18 protein-coding genes are annotated in these 18,234 nt (G+C 60.1%); 9 read left to right on the top strand and 9 right to left on the bottom strand.

Annotated elements, in window-relative coordinates:
• Nucleotides 1–7 precede the first annotated feature (7 nt).
• The 7 genes from mltB to AC30D7_RS24680 all read left to right on the top strand — a co-directional run bounded on the left by mltB (nt 8) and on the right by AC30D7_RS24680 (nt 6,522).
• Nucleotides 8–1,018: a lytic murein transglycosylase B gene (mltB, locus tag AC30D7_RS24710; protein ID WP_490135837.1), complete on the top strand. Its 1,011-nt coding sequence runs from the start codon at nt 8–10 to the stop codon at nt 1,016–1,018.
• Nucleotides 1,018–2,028, top strand: coding sequence for a septal ring lytic transglycosylase RlpA family protein (locus AC30D7_RS24705; RefSeq protein ID WP_026286382.1), 1,011 nt, complete (start codon nt 1,018–1,020; stop codon nt 2,026–2,028). The genes mltB and AC30D7_RS24705 overlap by 1 nt, the downstream gene beginning before the upstream one ends.
• Nucleotides 2,029–2,210: 182 nt before the next feature.
• On the top strand, nt 2,211–3,368 hold the full coding sequence (locus AC30D7_RS24700) for a D-alanyl-D-alanine carboxypeptidase family protein (protein WP_018925757.1): 1,158 nt from the start codon (nt 2,211–2,213) through the stop codon (nt 3,366–3,368).
• An 83-nt stretch (nt 3,369–3,451) separates the two neighbouring features.
• The gene (locus AC30D7_RS24695; RefSeq protein WP_003215438.1) at nt 3,452–3,727 is read left to right on the top strand and encodes a DUF493 domain-containing protein; all 276 of its coding nucleotides are present in this window, start codon (nt 3,452–3,454) and stop codon (nt 3,725–3,727) included.
• A complete protein-coding gene (gene lipB, locus AC30D7_RS24690; protein WP_007937425.1) occupies nt 3,727–4,374 on the top strand; it encodes a lipoyl(octanoyl) transferase LipB in 648 nt (215 codons plus the stop codon). The genes AC30D7_RS24695 and lipB overlap by 1 nt, the downstream gene beginning before the upstream one ends.
• A 1-nt stretch (nt 4,375) precedes the next feature.
• Entirely contained in the window at nt 4,376–5,398 is a 1,023-nt protein-coding gene (lipA, locus tag AC30D7_RS24685; RefSeq protein WP_007946663.1) for a lipoyl synthase, read from the top strand.
• 176 nt (nt 5,399–5,574) lie between these two features.
• Entirely contained in the window at nt 5,575–6,522 is a 948-nt protein-coding gene (locus AC30D7_RS24680) for a S66 peptidase family protein (protein ID WP_490135836.1), read from the top strand.
• Nucleotides 6,523–6,616: 94 nt separating this feature from the next.
• On the opposite strand, the gene AC30D7_RS24675 is transcribed toward AC30D7_RS24680, so the two are convergent.
• From AC30D7_RS24675 to leuS, 5 genes are all read right to left on the bottom strand, one after another.
• Entirely contained in the window at nt 6,617–7,939 is a 1,323-nt protein-coding gene (locus AC30D7_RS24675; protein ID WP_490135835.1) for a lytic murein transglycosylase, read from the bottom strand.
• 62 nt (nt 7,940–8,001) lie between these two features.
• Complete coding sequence (gene arfA, locus AC30D7_RS24670; protein ID WP_477800438.1) at nt 8,002–8,166, bottom strand: alternative ribosome rescue factor ArfA; 165 nt, start codon at nt 8,164–8,166, stop codon at nt 8,002–8,004.
• Between the two features lie 122 nt (nt 8,167–8,288).
• On the bottom strand, nt 8,289–9,326 hold the full coding sequence (gene holA / locus AC30D7_RS24665; protein ID WP_490135834.1) for a DNA polymerase III subunit delta: 1,038 nt from the start codon (nt 9,324–9,326) through the stop codon (nt 8,289–8,291).
• Between the two features lie 39 nt (nt 9,327–9,365).
• Complete coding sequence (locus tag AC30D7_RS24660; RefSeq protein WP_490135833.1) at nt 9,366–9,971, bottom strand: LPS-assembly lipoprotein LptE; 606 nt, start codon at nt 9,969–9,971, stop codon at nt 9,366–9,368.
• A gap of 90 nt (nt 9,972–10,061) precedes the next feature.
• Nucleotides 10,062–12,668 (bottom strand): leucine--tRNA ligase, encoded by a 2,607-nt coding sequence (gene leuS, locus AC30D7_RS24655; RefSeq protein ID WP_490135832.1) that lies wholly within the window; start codon nt 12,666–12,668, stop codon nt 10,062–10,064.
• Between the two features lie 280 nt (nt 12,669–12,948).
• Here leuS and AC30D7_RS24650 point away from each other — a divergent pair, with 280 nt between their 5' ends.
• Nucleotides 12,949–13,269, top strand: coding sequence for a hypothetical protein (locus AC30D7_RS24650; RefSeq protein WP_019650894.1), 321 nt, complete (start codon nt 12,949–12,951; stop codon nt 13,267–13,269).
• 106 nt (nt 13,270–13,375) lie between these two features.
• Nucleotides 13,376–14,155 carry a YdcF family protein gene (locus AC30D7_RS24645; protein ID WP_490135831.1) on the top strand — a complete coding sequence of 260 codons (780 nt, stop codon included), beginning with the start codon at nt 13,376–13,378 and terminating at the stop codon, nt 14,153–14,155.
• Between the two features lie 38 nt (nt 14,156–14,193).
• Here the strand turns inward: AC30D7_RS24645 and lnt are convergent, their stop codons facing one another.
• The 4 genes from lnt to AC30D7_RS24625 are packed head-to-tail and all read right to left on the bottom strand — an operon-like array spanning nt 14,194 to nt 18,069.
• Nucleotides 14,194–15,717 (bottom strand): apolipoprotein N-acyltransferase, encoded by a 1,524-nt coding sequence (gene lnt, locus AC30D7_RS24640; RefSeq protein WP_490135830.1) that lies wholly within the window; start codon nt 15,715–15,717, stop codon nt 14,194–14,196.
• 15 nt (nt 15,718–15,732) lie between these two features.
• Complete coding sequence (locus AC30D7_RS24635; RefSeq protein WP_490135829.1) at nt 15,733–16,572, bottom strand: CorC family transporter; 840 nt, start codon at nt 16,570–16,572, stop codon at nt 15,733–15,735.
• A gap of 5 nt (nt 16,573–16,577) precedes the next feature.
• Nucleotides 16,578–17,072 carry an rRNA maturation RNase YbeY gene (gene ybeY, locus AC30D7_RS24630; RefSeq protein WP_490135828.1) on the bottom strand — a complete coding sequence of 165 codons (495 nt, stop codon included), beginning with the start codon at nt 17,070–17,072 and terminating at the stop codon, nt 16,578–16,580.
• Nucleotides 17,065–18,069: a PhoH family protein gene (locus tag AC30D7_RS24625; RefSeq protein WP_490135827.1), complete on the bottom strand. Its 1,005-nt coding sequence runs from the start codon at nt 18,067–18,069 to the stop codon at nt 17,065–17,067. Before AC30D7_RS24625 ends, ybeY begins: the two co-directional genes overlap by 8 nt.
• Nucleotides 18,070–18,234: the final 165 nt, after the last annotated feature.

The raw sequence follows: 18,234 nt of genomic DNA, 5'->3' as shown, positions 1-18,234 counted from the left end.
GATTTCAATGCAAGTAATGCGTGGCTGGGCGACTCGATACGCACCGTGGGTCGGCCTGGTGAGCATCCTTGGTTCCGTGCAGGAAGCATTGGCTGGCGATTACGAAGGCTCACCGCAGGTAGCCGAGTTCGTTGGTGAAATGACCCGTGACTACGGCTTTGCCGGTGAACAGCTGATGGGCGTGTTCCGCGAAGCCGAGCGCAAACAGTCGATTCTGGACGCGATCTCCAAACCCGCCGAACGCGTCAAGCAGTGGAAAGAATATCGCCCGATGTTCATCACCGACGCGCGCATCGCCCGTGGCGTGGACTTCTGGCGTCAGCACGAAGCGGTACTGGCCCGCGCCGAGCAGGAATATGGTGTGCCGGCGCAGGTGATCGTCTCGATTATCGGCGTCGAGACCTTTTTTGGCCGCAATACCGGTAATTATCGGGTGATCGACGCCTTGTCGACCCTGGGTTTCGACTATCCTCCCCGTGCCGATTTCTTCCGCAAGGAATTGCGTGAATTCCTGCTGCTGGCCCGTGAAGAGCAAGTCGACCCGTTGACCCTCAAAGGTTCCTACGCCGGAGCCATGGGCTTGCCGCAATTCATGCCGAGCAGTTTTCGCGCCTACGCGGTGGATTTCGACGGGGACGGCCACATTAATATCTGGACCAACCCCGATGATGCCATTGGCAGCGTCGCCAGTTATTTCAAGCAACACGGCTGGGTTGCCGGCGAACCTGTGGTCAGCCGTGCCGATGCGCGTGGCGATCAGGTGGACGACGGGTTGACGGCAGGCATCGAACCGACGAAAACCGTCGGGGAGTTGCGGGCGCTGGGCTGGTCGAGTCATGATGCGCTGCGCGATGATATGCCGGTCACGGCTTTCCGCCTGGAAGGTGATAATGGCCCTGAATACTGGATGGGCCTGACGAATTTTTACGCGATCACGCGTTATAACCGCAGCGTGATGTACGCCATGGCCGTACATCAACTGTCTGAACAGCTGGTCCAAGCACGGGGCGTCAAGTAATGCGGGCATTGCCTATGAATAAACCCCTGAAGCTCATGGCATTCGCCGCGTTGGCGGTGCTGGTCGCCAGTTGTTCGACCAGCCGCTCACCGACTCAGAAGTCTTCCACCGCCGTTCGTTCGGCCCCCGGCCTGGACATCAACCGGGCGCACAAGGATGGCGCACCCTGGTGGGACGTCGACGTATCGCGCATCCCGGATGCCACGCCGACCCTGCACAGCGGTCCTTATAAAGCCAACCCGTACACCGTGCTGGGCAAGACCTACTTCCCGCTGCAGGAATCCAAGACCTACGTCGCGTCGGGCACGGCGTCCTGGTACGGCACCAAGTTCCACGGCCAGAACACTGCCAACGGTGAGGTGTATGACCTGTACGGCATGAGCGCCGCCCACAAGACCTTGCCACTGCCGAGTTACGTTCGGGTGACCAACCTGGACAACAACAAGACGGTGATACTGCGGGTCAATGACCGTGGGCCGTTCTATTCGGACCGGATCATCGACTTGTCCTACGCTGCCGCCAAGAAGCTTGGCTACGCTGAAATCGGCACGGCGCGGGTCAAGGTCGAAGGCATCGACCCGCAAGAATGGTGGGCGCAGAAAGGTCGTCCGGCACCTTTGATGCTCAACGAGCCACAAGTGGCGCAAAATGCCGCGCCGACCGTGACCGCTTCCACCGGCACCGTCGAGCAATGGACACCGCCGCCGCAGCAACACGCCGCGGCCGTTGTGCCCGTGCAGATCGATGCAAAAAAAAACGCTTCTGTACCAGCCTCTGGCCAGTATCTGCAGGTGGGCGCGTTCGCCAACCCGGACGCTGCAGAGCTCCTGAGATCGAAGCTCAGCGGGATGGTGAGCGCTCCGGTGTTCATCAGCTCGATCGTGCGTAACCAGCAGACACTGCATCGGGTGCGCATGGGGCCGATCGGCTCTGCGGGTGAAATCCAGCAGGTGCAGAACAGCGTGCGGCTGGCCAATCTCGGCTCGCCGAGCCTGGTCAGCGCCGAGTAACACGTAGTACTTGATTGACGGTTCGCTTGCAGTTTGGGGGGCGAACCGGGTTGTTGGCTCGTTGAAGAACAAAAGCCCGGCAAGGGTTACAGAGTGAGCAACTGAACACGTGACAGCTTTTTCAAAAGTTGTCTGATTAGTTTTGCCCTAGGGCAGTTTCCATTAGCGATTTCGAGAGACGGATGAACATCACCACCTTTGCCAAACGCCTGTGCCTGCTAGTCCCGCTGCTTCTCTCACCCGCGGCTTTCGCGGTCGAGATGATGCCGTCGCCACCGCAATTGGCCGCCAAGGCCTACGTACTCATGGACGCCAGCAGCGGCAACGTGCTGGTAGAGAACAACGGTGACCAGCGTCTGCCGCCGGCCAGCCTGACCAAGCTGATGACCGCGTACATCGCGACCCTGGAAATCCGTCGTGGCCAGATCGGCGAAAACGATCCGGTGACCGTCAGCGAGAACGCCTGGCGTACCGGCGGTTCGCGGATGTTCATCAAGGTCGGCTCGCAAGTTACCGTCAGCGACCTGCTGCACGGCATCATCATTCAGTCGGGCAACGACGCCAGTGTTGCGCTCTCCGAGCACATCGCCGGCAGCGAAGACGCATTCGCCGACCTGATGAACAAAACCGTTGCTGATCTGGGCATGACCAACACCCACTTCATGAACCCGACCGGTCTGCCGAACCCTGAGCACTACTCGTCGGCTCACGACATGGCCGTGCTGGCTCGCGCAATCATCCACGAAGACCCGGCTCACTACGCGATCTACTCGCAGAAAGAGTTCTTCTGGAACGGCATCAAGCAGCCTAACCGCAACCTGCTGCTGTGGCGCGACAAGACAGTCGACGGTCTGAAAACCGGTCACACCGACGAAGCCGGCTACTGCATGGTGTCTTCGGCCGTACGTGATGGCATGCGCCTGATCGCCGTGGTGTTCGGCACCAACAGCGAAGTGGCTCGTGCTGCCGAAACCCAGAAGTTGCTGACTTACGGTTTCCGCTTCTTCGAAACCCAGACCTTCTATCAGAAAGGCGCCGAGCTGGCTCAGGCACCTGTCTGGAAAGGCACCACCAATCAAGTCAAGGCCGGCCTGGCTGAAGACCTGACCATGACCTTGCCAAAAGGCCAGCTGAAGAAGCTTGCTGCCAGCATGACCATGAACCCGCAACTGGTTGCACCCATCGCCAAGGGCGACGTGATCGGTAAAGTCGAAGTGAAACTGGACGACAAAGTGGTGCACAGCGCCGATCTGATCGCTCTGGACGCAGTCGACGAGGGTGGTATCTTCCGCCGCATGTGGGATAGCATCCGTCTATTCTTCTACGGCTTGTTCAACTGATAGTGTGCACCTGCATGGCCCCACGCTGATCCGGCGTGGGGCCTTGCTGTCGCCACGGCTTACGCTTACGAGGCCGTTACGCCATGACCGATACCGAAGTAAAGGCGCCTAAGATCGAATTCCCCAACGTTGATTACCCGGTTAAGGTGATCAGCGATACGGGTGTGGGCAACAAAGACAAGATCATCGAGATCGTCAAGAAACACGCGACGATCAACCATGACCGCGTTGATGAGCGCCAAAGCACCAACGGCAAGTACACCACGATTCAGTTGCACATCGTCGCCACCGACCAGGACCAGCTGTACAACATCAACAGCGAACTGCGGGCTACCGGCTTCGTGCACATGGTGCTGTGATGCCTGGCACGCTGGGCTTTCGCGAACTTGGCCAGATGGCTTACGAGCCGGTCTGGCATGCCATGCAACGCTTCACCAACGAACGCGGCAGCGATGCCGCCGACGAGATCTGGCTGGTCGAGCACCCCCCGGTGTTCACTCAGGGCCAGGCCGGCAAGGCTGAGCACCTGTTGCTGCCAGGCGATATTCCGGTGGTGCAGGTCGACCGCGGTGGGCAGGTGACCTACCACGGTCCGGGCCAGTTGGTGGCCTACCTGTTGCTGGATGTGCGCAAGCTGGGGTTCGGCGTGCGTGACCTGGTCAGCCGCATGGAGCAGTGCCTGATCGAGTTGCTGGCCAGTTACGGCGTGACCGCATCCGCCAAGCCGGATGCACCGGGTGTGTATGTCGATGGCGCGAAAATCGCGTCCTTGGGTCTGCGGATCCGCCACGGTTGTTCCTTTCATGGCCTGGCCCTGAACGTGGATATGAACCTGGAACCGTTTCGACGGATTAATCCCTGCGGCTATGCCGGGCTGGCGATGACCCAGCTGCGCGATCACGCAGGACCGATTGAATTTGCCGAGGTAAGTGCCCGGCTGCGCGCGCAGCTCGTCAAACACCTCGACTATGCTGAGCAGACGACCCTAACGGGCGGAATCGATTGATATGACTACTGATGCAGTGCAAACCATGATCCCGACGCTCGATGTCACCGAACGTCCGGCCCCGCGTGCCAAGGTTGAAGCCGGCGTCAAGCTGCGCGGCGCCGAGAAGGTTGCACGCATCCCGGTGAAGATCATCCCGACCACCGAACTGCCGAAGAAACCTGACTGGATTCGCGTGCGCATCCCGGTTTCCCCGGAAGTCGACCGCATCAAGGCCCTGCTGCGCAAACACAAGCTGCACAGCGTTTGCGAAGAAGCATCCTGCCCGAACCTGGGCGAGTGCTTCTCCGGCGGCACCGCGACCTTTATGATCATGGGCGACATCTGCACCCGTCGCTGCCCGTTCTGCGACGTTGGCCACGGTCGTCCGAAGCCTCTGGACGTGAACGAGCCGGAAAGCCTGGCTATCGCCATCGCCGACCTGAAACTGAAATACGTGGTTATCACCTCGGTAGACCGCGACGACCTGCGTGACGGCGGTGCTCAGCATTTTGCCGACTGCATCCGCGAAATCCGCAAGCTGTCGCCGAACGTGCAGCTTGAAACCCTGGTCCCGGACTACCGTGGCCGCATGGATGTCGCGCTGGAAATCACTGCCGCCGAGCCGCCGGATGTGTTCAACCACAACCTGGAAACCGTGCCGCGCCTGTACAAGGCTGCGCGTCCGGGGTCGGATTACCAGTGGTCGCTGACCCTGCTGCAGCGCTTCAAGCAAATGATGCCGCACATTCCGACCAAGTCTGGCTTGATGCTGGGTCTGGGCGAAACCGACGAAGAAGTCATCGAAGTCATGAAGCGCATGCGCGAACACGACATCGATATGCTAACCCTGGGCCAGTACCTGCAACCGTCCCGCAGCCACCTGCCGGTCCAGCGCTTCGTGCACCCGGACACCTTTGCCTGGTTTGCCGAGGAAGGTTACAAGATGGGCTTCAAGAACGTCGCTTCCGGCCCGCTGGTACGCTCCTCGTACCACGCCGACGAGCAGGCGAAGCTGGTCAAGGCCGAGTTGATGTCGTCCTGATACCGCGCTGAGAAAAGAACACGCCCGCAAGGTTAAGCCTTGCGGGCGTTTTCATTGGCGGTGTCCACATCCGCTTCAGTCTTTTCCTGCAAGCCGTGGTACGACTGCACACCTCTTTTGTTTATTCCTGTTCCTGACTACTGTGTGCTGAAGCGATCACACAGGGAGAATCATGGATGACTGCTCGACCGACCCACACCCTTTGTCCTCACGCTCCTGTTCCGGCCTTGCCGGCGGAAGGGGTGATCGGCGTTATTGCGCCTGCCGGCCCCGCAGCACTGGACACCGATAAAGCCATTGCCTGGATGCGCGCTCGCGGCTATTCGCTGCGAGTGTTCCCCGGCGTTTACGAGAAAGACGGCTATCTGGCCGGTAGCGACGATGTGCGGCTCAATGACTTGCACGCAGCATTTGCCGACAGCGAGGTCAACGCCATCATCTGTTTGCGTGGTGGTTACGGTACGCCGCGTTTGCTCGATCGTATCGATTTCGAATTACTGCGTAACAACGCCAAACCGTTCATCGGCTACAGCGACGTCACCGCACTGCATCTGGCTATCAGCCGTTATGCAGGCTTCGTGACGTTTCACGGTCCGATGCTCAATGCCGACCTGCTGGGCGACAAGCGGAAGCCCACCGAGTCTTCGTTTTTCAACATGTTGCGCGGGCAGGTGGCGACGGACAGCGTACTGGCGCACCCGGAGGCTTATCCGTTGACGACCGTCGAGCCAGGTGTCGCACACGGGCGCTTGCTGGGGGGCAATCTGTCGATGATCGCCGCGACCATGGGCACGCCTTACGAGATCGATGCCGAGGGCGCCATCCTGTTCATCGAAGACATCAACGAGCCGCTTTATCGCATTGATCGGCTGCTGACCCACTTGCGTCTGGCCGGCACGCTGCACAAGTTGCGTGGGGTTCTGGTGGGGGATGTGGCGGGCGTGGACACAATCGCGTTGGAGGGCTTGCTCAGGCAGACCTTCGCGCCGTTGCGCATACCTGTGCTGGCCGGATGGCGCAGTGGGCATTGCGACCCGAACTTGACGTTGCCGATGGGGGCACTGGTCAGGCTGGATGCGGGGAGCAAGACGTTGGTGTTGGAGCAGGATGTGGTGATCAAGTAACAACACATCGCAAAAAAAGATCGCAGCCTTCGGCAGTTCCTGCAGGTGTATACAAAACCCTGTAGGAGCTGTCGAAGGCTGCGATCTTTTGCTTTTAGCGGTTACGCAAACCTTCCAGCAACTTGTGCGTTGGATACCCATCCGCCGGCCAGCCAAACGACTGCTGCGCGCTGCGGATTGCTTTGCGGGTATTGGCGCCGATAATTCCGTCGGGGGTGCCGGCGTCGTAGTTCCGGGCGCTCAGCAGGGTTTGCAGTTCGATTCGCTCGGTACGGCTCAGCGGCAAGTCATCCTTTGGCCATAGACCGTTGATCAGTCCACCGCCATTGAAACGCTCGGACAACAGGCTCACGCCCAGGGCATAGGACGAAGAGTTGTTGTACTTGAGGATTGCGCGGAAGTTATCGAAGATCAGGAATGCCGGGCCGCGATAACCAGCCGGCAACAGCAGGGCGGCCGACAGGTGTTCGGCCCCGGCTGGAACCTGGCCACCATTGGGCAGGGTGACCCCCAGTTGCTGCCACTCGGCGACGCTCTTGCGGATCGTGCCATCGGCCAGGACGTAATTGAAACCACTCGGCAGTTGTACTTCGAAGCCCCAGGGCTGGCCTTTCTGCCAGCCAGAGCTTTGCAGGTAGTGCGCGGTCGAAGCCAGTGCATCGGCGGCGCTGTTCCAGATGTCACGGCGGCCATCGCCGTCGAAGTCCACGGCGTGGGTGTTGTAGGTGGTCGGGATGAACTGGGTCTGGCCCATGGCGCCGGCCCAGGAACCGAGCATTTTCTCGGGTTCAATATCGCCCTGTTGCAGGATTTGCAGGGCAGCGATCAGCTGCGCATGAGCAAAGCCTGGGCGTCGACCTTCGTAGGCCAGGGTTGCCAGGGAGTTGATCACTGACTTGTTGCCCTGGAACTGACCGAAGTTACTCTCCATACCCCACACCGCGACCAATGCCTGGCGATCGACGCCATAGCGCTGTTCAATGCTTTGCAGGATATCGGCGTACTGGCTGACCAGCCCCTGACCTTTGCGCACCCGCAACGGCGACAACGCGCCATCGAGGTATTCCCACACCGGCCGAGTAAATTCCGGCTGGCTGCGGTCGGCACGGATCACGCTGGGGTCCACGCTGACATTGGCAAAGGCGCGGTCGAACAGGTCGGCGCGAATGCCGGCGGCGAGGGCGTCTTTGCGAAAACCCGCCTGCCATTCGGCAAAGGTCTGGGTGGGCTGGATGTCGAGATCCTCACCGGTTGGAACCACCGGCGGAATGACCGCGGGAGCCGTGGCAACGGTGCGGGTCTGAAGTGGCTGGGCGTCGGCGGCGGTGGGTTTTTCCGCGCAGGCGACAAGCAGAACGAGGCTGGAGGCAGCTATCAATTGGCGAAGGTGCCAACGACGGGAAAGACAAAGGGGCATGCACGGGTCCAGAGGATACGAATCAGGTGCAGACCTTAACATGTTGAGCGATGGCTTGCCTTTCAGGCCGCCAGAAAGTAAGAAGCCTCCCAGTTATTAGACTGGAAGGCTTCGCGGCGGTAGCTGCCTTTGCCCTTGCCGGCTCGTTCCTGACGGCTGCGGAACAGTGGCTGGGCGATGATGGATTTGGCTTTGTTGGGGCCATGTTTGGATGGCTTTTTGCTCATGATGATCTCTCGCAAGTGAGTGGATTTTGCGGGACAAATCATCGGCCGAAGTTGGGGTTCTGTCTAGTCCCTACGATATGTAGGAGGTTTCGGGCGCATTTGCGGGAAAACCGTAGAAAGCCTTACTCTGCAGGCAACGACAATCTCTGCCCAGCCATCAACAACGTCAACCGGCTCAAACTCATCCAGGGTGAACCCGCCGCCTGGCCTTTGATTTGCGCGTCGATGCGCTGTGCTTCAAGCAGCAATTGCGCCCAGCGTTGCGCCGAGTAGCGTTGTAGTGCCTTGCTCATCAGCGGTTTGCGCTTGTCCCAGATCGGCGGTCGAGCCTGACTGAAGGCTTTGTCCAGCGGCACGCCCTGGCTGTATTGCAGCGACAGGTTGGCCAGCAGGCGCAGTTCACGGGCCAGTGCCCAAAGAATCACCGGCGGTTCGACGCCTTCGCCGCGCAACCCTTCGAGCATGCGCAGGGCATGAGCGGCTTCGCCGTTGAGGATTGCGTCGGTCAGGCCGAAGACGTCGAAGCGCGCGCTGTCGGCCACTGCCGCTTGCACGGTTTCGACGGTGATCTGGCCGCCTTCGGCCATCAACTTGAGCTTTTCGATTTCCTGGGCAGCAGCCAGCAAATTGCCTTCGACTCGGGCTGCGATCAGTTCGACGGCGTCCTGGCTGGCGGAAAGCCCGGCCTGGGACAGTCGTTGACGAATCCAGCTCGGCAACTGATTGGTGTCCACGGGCCAGATTTGAACGAACTGGGTCTGCGGGCCTTCGACCAGCGCCTTGCCCCACTTGGTTTTCTGCGCACTGCCATCAAGCTTGGGCAGGCTGATCAGCAGCACCGTGTCTTCTGCCGGGCGCGAGCAATACTCGATGAGCGCGGCGGCGCCTTTGTCACCGGGTTTGCCGGAGGGCAGGCGCAGTTCCAGAAGACGTTTTTCGGCGAACAGCGACATGCTTGCGCCAGCCTGCAGCAGCGTACCCCAGTCGAAACTGGCGTCAGCGGCGAAGACCTGGCGTTCATCGAAACCTTGTTGACGAGCAGCGGCGCGAATCGCGTCGGCGGCTTCCTGGCACAGCAGTGGGTCATCGCCACTGATGATGTAGACCGGCGCAAGAGCGCCTTGCAGGTGTTTGCCGAGTTGGGCGGGGGCGAGTTTCATAAGAAGAGGCGAACGGGGCGCCTGAGCGCCCCGTAAGTCTTACTGCTTCGGCAGTTCGACAGGCGACTGACGCGGAGTCTCCGCTTCAGCCTTCTGCGCCGCTTCCAGCGCGGCGGCTTCAGCCTTGGCCCGGGCGTCGGCAGTCTGTTGCAGCTGTTCCAACTGGGTCGGGGTCAGCTGTTGCAGGCGCAGCATCATGCGTTGAACCAGCTCACGACGAGTCTCGCGGCGGGCATCGTTGGCTTCCTGGTCGGAACCTACCAGGTTGTTGCCGTCGTGGATGAATACCTTCTGCACTTCAAGCTTGTCGCTCAGCAGTGGCAGGTCACCCCGACCACGAATGTCGTAATTGAGCACGGTGTTCACCTGATACTCGCCAGTACGGCCAGCACCGGCATAGCTGAGGATGCGCTGGTTTTCCTGCTCATCGGTCAGCACCAGCTTGTAAGGTGCGCCGCTGTAGACCCTGACACCGCTGCTTTCCAGTACCTGACGCAATTGCGTCACGGTTTCGCCGTAGGCGTTACGCGCGCTCAGGTCGAGTTCCTTGAACGCCAGTTCGGTGGTGCCGGTGCCACGCAGCTGGAAACCGCAGGCGCTCAGCAGGACTGCAAGGCCCATCACCAGCAAATTGCGTTTGATCATCTTGTTGCTCCCCTTGAAACCATGTGGGCCGGTCAACCGGCCCGAAAGGTTTTACTCGGCGCCAGGCTCGCCCGGCGCCCGATCCAATTTTTAGCTGGCGACAATATTGACCAGTTTCCCGGGCACTACGATCACTTTGCGGATAGTCAGGCCATCGACGAAGCGCAGGACGTTTTCGTTGGCCCGTGCGGCAGCTTCGACCTCTTCGCGGCTGGCGCTGGCCGGCATTTCGATGTGGCCGCGCAGCTTGCCATTCACTTGAATGACCAGTTGCAGGCTGTCCTGTACCAGGGCGCTTTCGTCCAGCACCGGCCAACCGGCGTCGATCACCGGATCGGCGTGACCCAGGCGATGCCACAGCTCATGGCTGATGTGCGGGGTGATCGGGGCCAGCAGCAGAGTCACGGTCTCCAGACCTTCGTGAATCAGCGCGCGATCCTGCTCGGTGCCTTGCGGGGCTTTTTCCAGCACGTTCATCAGCGTCATCACCTGGGCGATGGCGGTGTTGAATTTGTGGTTCTGGCCGACGTCGTGGCTGGCCTGCTTGATGGCCTGGTGGATCGAACGGCGAATGGCTTTCTGTTCATCGTTCAGGCTGGCGACGTCCAGTTTGCCCGGCAGGCCCTGAGTAACGTGCGCTTGAGCCAGGCGCCAGACACGCTTGAGGAAACGGTGCGAACCTTCTACTCCGGAGTCAGACCACTCCGCGCTCATGTCAGGTGGCGAGGCGAACATCATGAACAGGCGGCAGGTGTCTGCGCCGAACTGGTCAATCATCGACTGTGGGTCAACGCCGTTGTTCTTTGACTTGGCCATCTTCTCGGTGCCACCGATTTCCACCGGCAGGCCGTCAGCGATCAGCTTGGCGCTGATGACCTTGGCCTTGCTGTCGCGTTCGAGTTCGACGTCCGCCGGGTTGAACCAGGTGTAGGCACCGTTGGCTTCGCGACGATAGTAAGTCTCGGCGATCACCATGCCTTGGGTCAGCAGGTTCTTGAACGGCTCGTTGGAGCTTACCAGGCCTTCATCGCGCATCAGCTTGTGGAAGAAGCGCGCGTAGAGCAGGTGAAGAATCGCGTGTTCGATGCCGCCGATGTACTGATCCACTGGCAACCAGTGGTCGGCCGCCGATTTTTCTACCAGGCCACCTTCAAAGTGCGGCGAGGCGTAACGGGCGTAGTACCACGACGACTCGACGAAGGTGTCCATGGTGTCGGTTTCACGCTTGGCCGGTGCGCCGCATTTCGGGCAAGCGCACTCGTAGAACTCGGGCATGCGCGCCAGCGGCGAACCGGCGCCATCCGGAACGACGTCTTCCGGCAGCACCACGGGCAGTTGATCTTCCGGGACCGGCACATCACCGCAAGTATTGCAGTGGATGATCGGGATCGGGCAGCCCCAGTAGCGCTGACGGCTGATGCCCCAATCGCGCAGGCGGAACTGGGTGCGCGAGGCACCGAGGTTTTTCTTGATCAGTGCGACTTCCATGGCGTCGAAAGCGCCTGCGAAGTCCAGACCGTCGAACTCGCCGGAGTTGATCAGCGTGCCGTACTCGCCGTAAGCGTCCTGCCACGGGGCCGGGTTGGTATCGCCTGAACTGGTGCGCACCACCGACTTGATCGGCAGGTTGTACTTGTGGGCGAACTCGAAATCACGCTCGTCGTGCGCCGGAACCGCCATGACCGCGCCATCGCCGTAGTGCATCAGCACGTAGTTGGCGACCCATACCGGGAGTTTCTCACCGGTCAGCGGGTGCTCGACGAACAGCGAGGTCGGCAGGCCTTTTTTCTCTTGAGTGGCGACGTCGGCTTCAGCAACGCTGCCGCCCTTGCATTCAGCGATGAACGCTTGCAGTTCAGGGTTGTTCTGCGCCGCCAGGGCAGCCAGAGGGTGTTCGGCGGCCACGGCAACGTAGGTTGCGCCCATCAGGGTATCCGGACGGGTGGTGAAGACTTTCAACGCGCCGGCTTCACCGATGGAAGCGACGTCGTACGGGAACTGAACTTCCATGCCGCGGGATTTGCCGATCCAGTTGCGCTGCATGGTCTTGACCTGTTCAGGCCAGCCAGTCAGTTCGTCGAGGCTCTCCAGCAGCTCATCCGCGTAAGCGGTGATCTTGAAGTAGTACATCGGGATTTCGCGCTTTTCAATCAGCGCGCCGGAACGCCAGCCGCGACCGTCGATCACTTGCTCGTTGGCCAGAACGGTCTGGTCGACCGGGTCCCAGTTCACGGTGCCGCTTTTTTTGTAGATCACGCCTTTTTCGAACAGGCGAGTGAACAGCCATTGTTCCCAGCGGTAGTAATCGGGCTTGCAGGTGGTCACTTCGCGCGACCAGTCCACCGCCAAGCCCAGGCTACGCAGCTGGCTTTTCATGTAGGCGATGTTTTCGTAGGTCCACTTGGCGGGCGCTACGTTGTTCTTCATCGCGGCGTTTTCCGCCGGCATGCCGAAGGCGTCCCAACCCATGGGTTGCAGGACGTTCTTGCCTTGCATGCGCTGGTAGCGGGAGATCACGTCGCCGATGGTGTAGTTGCGCACGTGCCCCATGTGTAGCTTGCCGCTGGGGTAAGGGAACATCGACAGGCAGTAGAAAGTCTCCTTGCCTGGCTGTTCACTGACTTCAAAGGACTTTTGCTCGTCCCAGAACGACTGGGCGGCGGCTTCGATTTCACGGGGCTGATATTGTTCGTGCATGGCTACTTTTGAACTGAATAGGGGTGGCCTAATCCTCTTCAATGCAACGCTGGACGGTGTTGACGCCAAATCGGCGTTTCGCTGCCCAGCCGAGCTGGAAGTGGAGTTACAGGAAGCGCCGTAGCATACATGACGGCACTCTACCGAGGGAAACCCTGATTACACGCAAGGGCGCGACCCATTCCCGCCCCGAGGGCCGTTGGTCGCGGCGCTCAGCCGGTTTTTTCAGCGAAGCTAAGCTCTAAAAGGGGAGTGAGTCTTATCTTCAATGAGGTGATGGATGGTTGATTCACAGCAAAAAGCTACAAAGCCGGAGTTGTACGAAAGACTGATCGACCGTCTCGCAATGGCCCTGGACGCGGCCAAAACCGCTGGACGGCTTCGCGACGAGCGTCCCCTGGAGCTGGAACTGCGTGGGTTGACCCCCGCAGAGTTTGAACTGGTCAAGGCCTATCTGGACCGCAGTGAACGTGAAACGCACGGATGCTTGTCTGCAGCAATGAAGCAACTCGAGGCACCACGTACGGCCAAGATCCTCTGGCTCAAGGATAAGACACCCGGCGGAGGCGCGGTAAAGGTCCGGTCTCTGCAGTTCAAGTAAGGACACTTGAAACCATCGCATATGGTTTTTTGAAATAAAGTCCTTCCGCATTTGTTGTCGCATTGCGTTAACCCACTTAGGCTTCGGGCATCTTTGGAGATGCCCGATGCCTTTTCGTTATTTCATTAAACAACTTCTATTGCCGCCCGGCGTTCTTTTGCTGTTACTGGTGCTCGCCTGGTGGTGGCGCCGTTCAAGGCCGAGGCTGGCGGGAGTGTGCTTTGTCCTGGGCGTGGGCGGCTTCTGGTTGATGAGCCTGCCGGTGATGGTGGAGTGGAGTGCCCGGGCTCTGGAGCGTGAGCCGCCGCTCGTACGCGAGGAATGGGCCACCTTGGGCCAGCGCGCCGATGCGATCGTGGTGCTGGGTTCGGGACGCGAGCGTGGCGACCTTGCCTGGGGCGTTGACCAGCCCACCGGCGTAGGTCTTGGACGCGAGCGTTATGCTGCGCGTCTGGCCAAGGCATCTGGCTTGCCGATTCTGACCAGCGGCGGACTGCATTACGGAACACCGCCGACTGAAGCGCAGCTGATGGCAGATTCGTTGCTCGATGATTTTGGCGTGACCGTACGCTGGCAGGAAGGGCGCAGCCGCACAACCTGGGAAAACGCGCAGTTCAGCGCTCAGGTGTTGTTGCCGCAGGGGATCAAGCGGGTGGTAGTCGTGACTCAGGCGTGGCATATGCCGCGGGCGGTCTGGAGCTTTGAGCAGGCCGGATTTGAGGTGGTGCCGGCGCCGGTGGGGTTTTTAGGCGTGGACAATGCCCGGCCACTGGGCGGCTGGATGCCGGAATTCAAATCGATCTGGCAGTCGGGGCAGTTGATGAATGAGGCGGTGGGGCAGGTCGGGTATTGGCTGTTCTATCGAGGCGAGCCCGTTGAGGAGTGATCATTCCCACGCCAGTGCATGGGAATGATCCTGCCGGGTTAAACGGTCTTCGCCATCCGGTTGGCCATCAACGCCCAGCCAAACAACAGCACGCAAATGATGATCAGCGGCCACGAACGCCATTGCAGATACGGCGTCAGGTTATGCATCGGCACGACTTCGCCGTACAGAATGCCACGCTCGAACTGCGGGATCCGGGCGGTGATCTGGCCGAACGGATTGATCAGGCCGGTCACGCCGTTGTTGGTGGCGCGGATCATCCAGCGGCCGGCTTCCAGTGCGCGCATCTGCGCCATCTGCAAGTGTTGCAACGGGCCGATCGAGGTGCCGAACCAGGTGTCGTTGCTGATGGTCAGCAGCAAATCGCTGCGGGCGGCGAGGCCGGCGGCGAATTCCGGGTAGACCACTTCATAGCAGATGTATGGCGCAATCTGATAACCCTTGGCCTGCAACAGCGGTTGATCGGCAGGCCCGCGGGCAAAGTCGGACATTGGCAGGTCGAAGAACGCAATCAGGCCGCGCAAGACTTCCTGCAACGGAACGTATTCACCGAATGGCACCAGTTTCTGCTTCAGGTAAGTGCCATCACCTTCACCGACAACGGTGATGCCGTTGAAGTAGCGCTTCTCGTGATGGACTTCCTGGCGAATCGGCACGCCGGTAATCAGCGCGGATTTACGATCTGCAGCGAAGCTGCCCATCATGTCCAGATAGCCCTCGGCGGACTCCTTGAGCACCGGGACCGCTGTTTCCGGCCAGATCAGCAGGTCGACGGGTTTGGAGCTGAAACTCATGTCGCGGTACAGCGCCAGCTGCGCGTTGATCTGCGAGGGGTCCCATTTCATGCTTTGTTCGATGTTGCCCTGAATCGCCGCGACGCTCAGTGGCGCACCCGAAGGGCTGGTCCAGGCATGCTGTTTGAGCGCGATGCCGATCACCCACGGGCCGGCCAGCAGCAACACGCCAGCAGCAATGAAGCCCTTGCGAGCGGTGCGAATCAGGCGCGGTGTGTTGTAGATCAGTGCGGCGGTCAGGGCCAGCGCGAAGGAAATCAGCCACATTCCGCCGACCGGCGCGAGCCCGGCCAATGGGCCGTCGAGCTGGCTGTAACCGGAATACAGCCACGGGAAACCGGTGAGGAACCAGCCGCGAAAGGCTTCCTGACCCACCCACAACGCCGCAAACGCCAGGGCATCGGCCAGCGGCGCTTCGTTACGGCGCAGCCAGCGCGCCCAAATCCAGGCGGGCAGGGCGAAGAACCAGGCAATCGCTGCGGTGAAGAGCAGCATCAAGAACCCGGCCAGCAGTACAGATGCGCCGCCGAAGTTGTGAATGCTGTAGTAGATCCAGCTGGTTCCGCCGGCAAACAGGCCGAAACCGAAACACCAGCCACGGCCCAAGGCCTGACGGGGGCTCAGTTCGCGCAAACCGGCATAGAAGAATCCGACCGCCAGCAATGCCAGCGGCCAGATATCGAATGGCGCCAGGGCCAGGGTGGTGAGTGCACCGGCCACCACGGCCAGCAGGTTACCGGGCCAGCCGGGGCGGGTCATCCAGCGCATTTCTTTCCTTAATTTTTACCGGGCGATAGGTGTCAAACGCAGCAGATGAATCCGACGACTGTCAGCGTTCAGGATGCGGAAGCGATAGGAGCCGATTTCAGTGATTTCGTTGCGTTTTGGCAAGTGTCCGAACGCGCTCATCACCAGACCGCCGACAGTGTCGAACTCGTCGTCGGAGAATTCGCTGTCGAAGAACTCATTGAAGTTCTCGATCGGCGTCAGGGCTTTGATCAGGAAGTCACCGCTGGGCAGCGGCTTGATGTAGCTGTCTTCTTCGACGTCATGCTCGTCTTCGATGTCGCCGACGATCTGTTCGAGCACGTCTTCGATGGTCACCAGACCCGCCACGCCGCCGTATTCGTCAATGACGATGGCCATGTGGTTATGGTTGGCGCGGAACTCGCGCAGCAGCACATTCAGGCGCTTGGACTCGGGCACGAAGGTGGCCGGGCGCAGCAGGTCCTTGATATTGAAGCTGTCGCCGTTCTCCTTGAGGATCAACGGCAGCAAGTCCTTGGCCAGCAACACGCCCATCACGTCATCGTGGCTTTCGCCGATCACCGGGTAGCGGGAGTGGGCCGAGTCGACCACGGCGGGCAGGAACTCGCGAGGTGTCTGGGTCGCCTTGATGCTGATCATCTGCGAGCGCGGGACCATGATGTCCCGTACTTGCAGGTCTGCAACCTGGATGGCGCCTTCGACGATGGCCAGCGCTTCGCTGTCCAGCAACTTGTTTTGGTGTGCATCGCGCAGCAGCTCCAGCAGCTCCTGGCGGTTCTTCGGCTCGTGGGCAAAAGCCTGGGTGAGCTTACCCAGCCAAGACTTCTGCCCGTTGCTCGATCGATCTTCGCTCATAGCGATTACTCTGAATCCTTTGTTGTAACGATAGGGGATGTGTCTGTTTCGTCGTCCGCGTAAGGGTCTAGATGACCCAATTCTGCAAGCAACGTTCGTTCCAGTGCTTCCATTTCTTCGGCTTCATCGTCATCTATATGGTCGTAACCAAGCAGATGCAAGCAGCCGTGAATGACCAGATGCGCCCAATGGGCGTTGAGTGCCTTGCCTTGTTCGGCGGCTTCGCGCTCGACCACGGCCACGCAGATCACCAGATCGCCCAGTAACGGGATATCCAGCAACTCGTCCGGCACGTCGGCCGGGAATGACAGCACGTTGGTGGCGTAATCCTTCTGCCGCCAGGTGTGATTGAGTTCTCGGCCTTCTTCTTCATCGACCAGACGAATGGTCAGCTCGGAGTCGGCGGTGCGCTGGCGCAGGGCCAGTTCGCACCATTGACGGAACTCGGCTTCACTCGGGGCAGGTGCGTCGCTCGCCAGTTGCAGATCAAGCTCAAGCATCGCGTGGGGTGTCCTTTGGCGCGGCATCGGCAGCGCGATTTTCGAAGCGCTCGTACGCCTCGACAATGCGTTGCACCAGCGGATGGCGCACCACGTCCTTGGGCTGGAAGTGGGTGAAGCTGATGCCCGGAACGTCCTTGAGCACTTCGATCACATGATGCAACCCGGACTTGGTGCCGCGTGGCAGGTCGACCTGGGTGATGTCACCGGTGATGACCGCCGTGGAGCCAAAGCCGATCCGGGTCAGGAACATCTTCATCTGTTCGACGGTGGTGTTCTGGCTTTCGTCGAGGATGATGAAGCTATTGTTCAGCGTGCGGCCGCGCATGTAGGCCAGTGGCGCGACTTCAATGACCTGACGCTCGATCAGCTTGGCGACATATTCGAAGCCGAGCATTTCGTAGAGCGCGTCGTAGAGCGGGCGCAGGTACGGGTCGATTTTTTGCGACAGATCGCCGGGCAGGAAGCCGAGTTTTTCACCCGCTTCAACCGCCGGACGCACCAACAGAATGCGACGAATCTGCTCGCGTTCCAGTGCGTCTACCGCACAGGCAACAGCCAGATAGGTCTTGCCGGTACCGGCAGGGCCGATGCCGAAATTGATGTCGTTACCGAGGATTTCCTTCACGTAGCGCAGTTGATTCGAACCGCGAGGGCGAATCATGCCTTTTTTGGTGCGCAAGGCGACGGACGGTTCGGCGGGGGAGTGGTTGTCCAGCTCCTCGACGGCCGATTCCTGCAGGAACAGGTGAACCATGTCTGGCGACAGCTCGGTACCCTTGGTTTCCCGGTACAAGCGACGCAGGAGGTTTTCCGCGGAGGTGGTGTGCTTGGGCTCGCCGATCAGTTCGAACTGGTTTCCGCGGTTGCGGATCTCGATGGTCAGGCGCTGTTCGATCAAGCGCAGATGCTCGTCGAATTGCCCGCACAGATTGGCGAAGCGGCGAGCTTCGAAAGGCTCGAGGATGAAGCGATGTGGTTCTATGGGTGCGTTCAAGGTCGTATTTAGCCGCCCTGGGGCAATATTGATGAAATAAAGGATAACGCCAGTCGCCTGGGTGCGAAAGCTCTTAAATATCGCAATGCCGTACACGGTCCTGTAGGAGCGAAGCTTGCTCGCGAAGAACGATAACGCGGTCTATTAGGCAGACTGCGGTGGGGC

The sequence above is a fragment of the Pseudomonas sp. DF5 genome (assembly GCF_058148225.1).
This window is presented reverse-complemented; position numbering and strand designations above follow the sequence as displayed.

Coding starts and splice junctions, on each gene's coding strand:
- mltB (WP_490135837.1), top strand. CDS start 8: ATGCAAGTAATGCGTGGCTGGGCGACTCGATACGCACCGTGGGTCGGC.
- AC30D7_RS24705 (WP_026286382.1), top strand. CDS start 1,018: ATGCGGGCATTGCCTATGAATAAACCCCTGAAGCTCATGGCATTCGCC.
- AC30D7_RS24700 (WP_018925757.1), top strand. CDS start 2,211: ATGAACATCACCACCTTTGCCAAACGCCTGTGCCTGCTAGTCCCGCTG.
- AC30D7_RS24695 (WP_003215438.1), top strand. CDS start 3,452: ATGACCGATACCGAAGTAAAGGCGCCTAAGATCGAATTCCCCAACGTT.
- lipB (WP_007937425.1), top strand. CDS start 3,727: ATGCCTGGCACGCTGGGCTTTCGCGAACTTGGCCAGATGGCTTACGAG.
- lipA (WP_007946663.1), top strand. CDS start 4,376: ATGACTACTGATGCAGTGCAAACCATGATCCCGACGCTCGATGTCACC.
- AC30D7_RS24680 (WP_490135836.1), top strand. CDS start 5,575: ATGACTGCTCGACCGACCCACACCCTTTGTCCTCACGCTCCTGTTCCG.
- AC30D7_RS24675 (WP_490135835.1), bottom strand. CDS start 7,939: ATGCCCCTTTGTCTTTCCCGTCGTTGGCACCTTCGCCAATTGATAGCT.
- arfA (WP_477800438.1), bottom strand. CDS start 8,166: ATGAGCAAAAAGCCATCCAAACATGGCCCCAACAAAGCCAAATCCATC.
- holA (WP_490135834.1), bottom strand. CDS start 9,326: ATGAAACTCGCCCCCGCCCAACTCGGCAAACACCTGCAAGGCGCTCTT.
- AC30D7_RS24660 (WP_490135833.1), bottom strand. CDS start 9,971: ATGATCAAACGCAATTTGCTGGTGATGGGCCTTGCAGTCCTGCTGAGC.
- leuS (WP_490135832.1), bottom strand. CDS start 12,668: ATGCACGAACAATATCAGCCCCGTGAAATCGAAGCCGCCGCCCAGTCG.
- AC30D7_RS24650 (WP_019650894.1), top strand. CDS start 12,949: ATGGTTGATTCACAGCAAAAAGCTACAAAGCCGGAGTTGTACGAAAGA.
- AC30D7_RS24645 (WP_490135831.1), top strand. CDS start 13,376: ATGCCTTTTCGTTATTTCATTAAACAACTTCTATTGCCGCCCGGCGTT.
- lnt (WP_490135830.1), bottom strand. CDS start 15,717: ATGCGCTGGATGACCCGCCCCGGCTGGCCCGGTAACCTGCTGGCCGTG.
- AC30D7_RS24635 (WP_490135829.1), bottom strand. CDS start 16,572: ATGAGCGAAGATCGATCGAGCAACGGGCAGAAGTCTTGGCTGGGTAAG.
- ybeY (WP_490135828.1), bottom strand. CDS start 17,072: ATGCTTGAGCTTGATCTGCAACTGGCGAGCGACGCACCTGCCCCGAGT.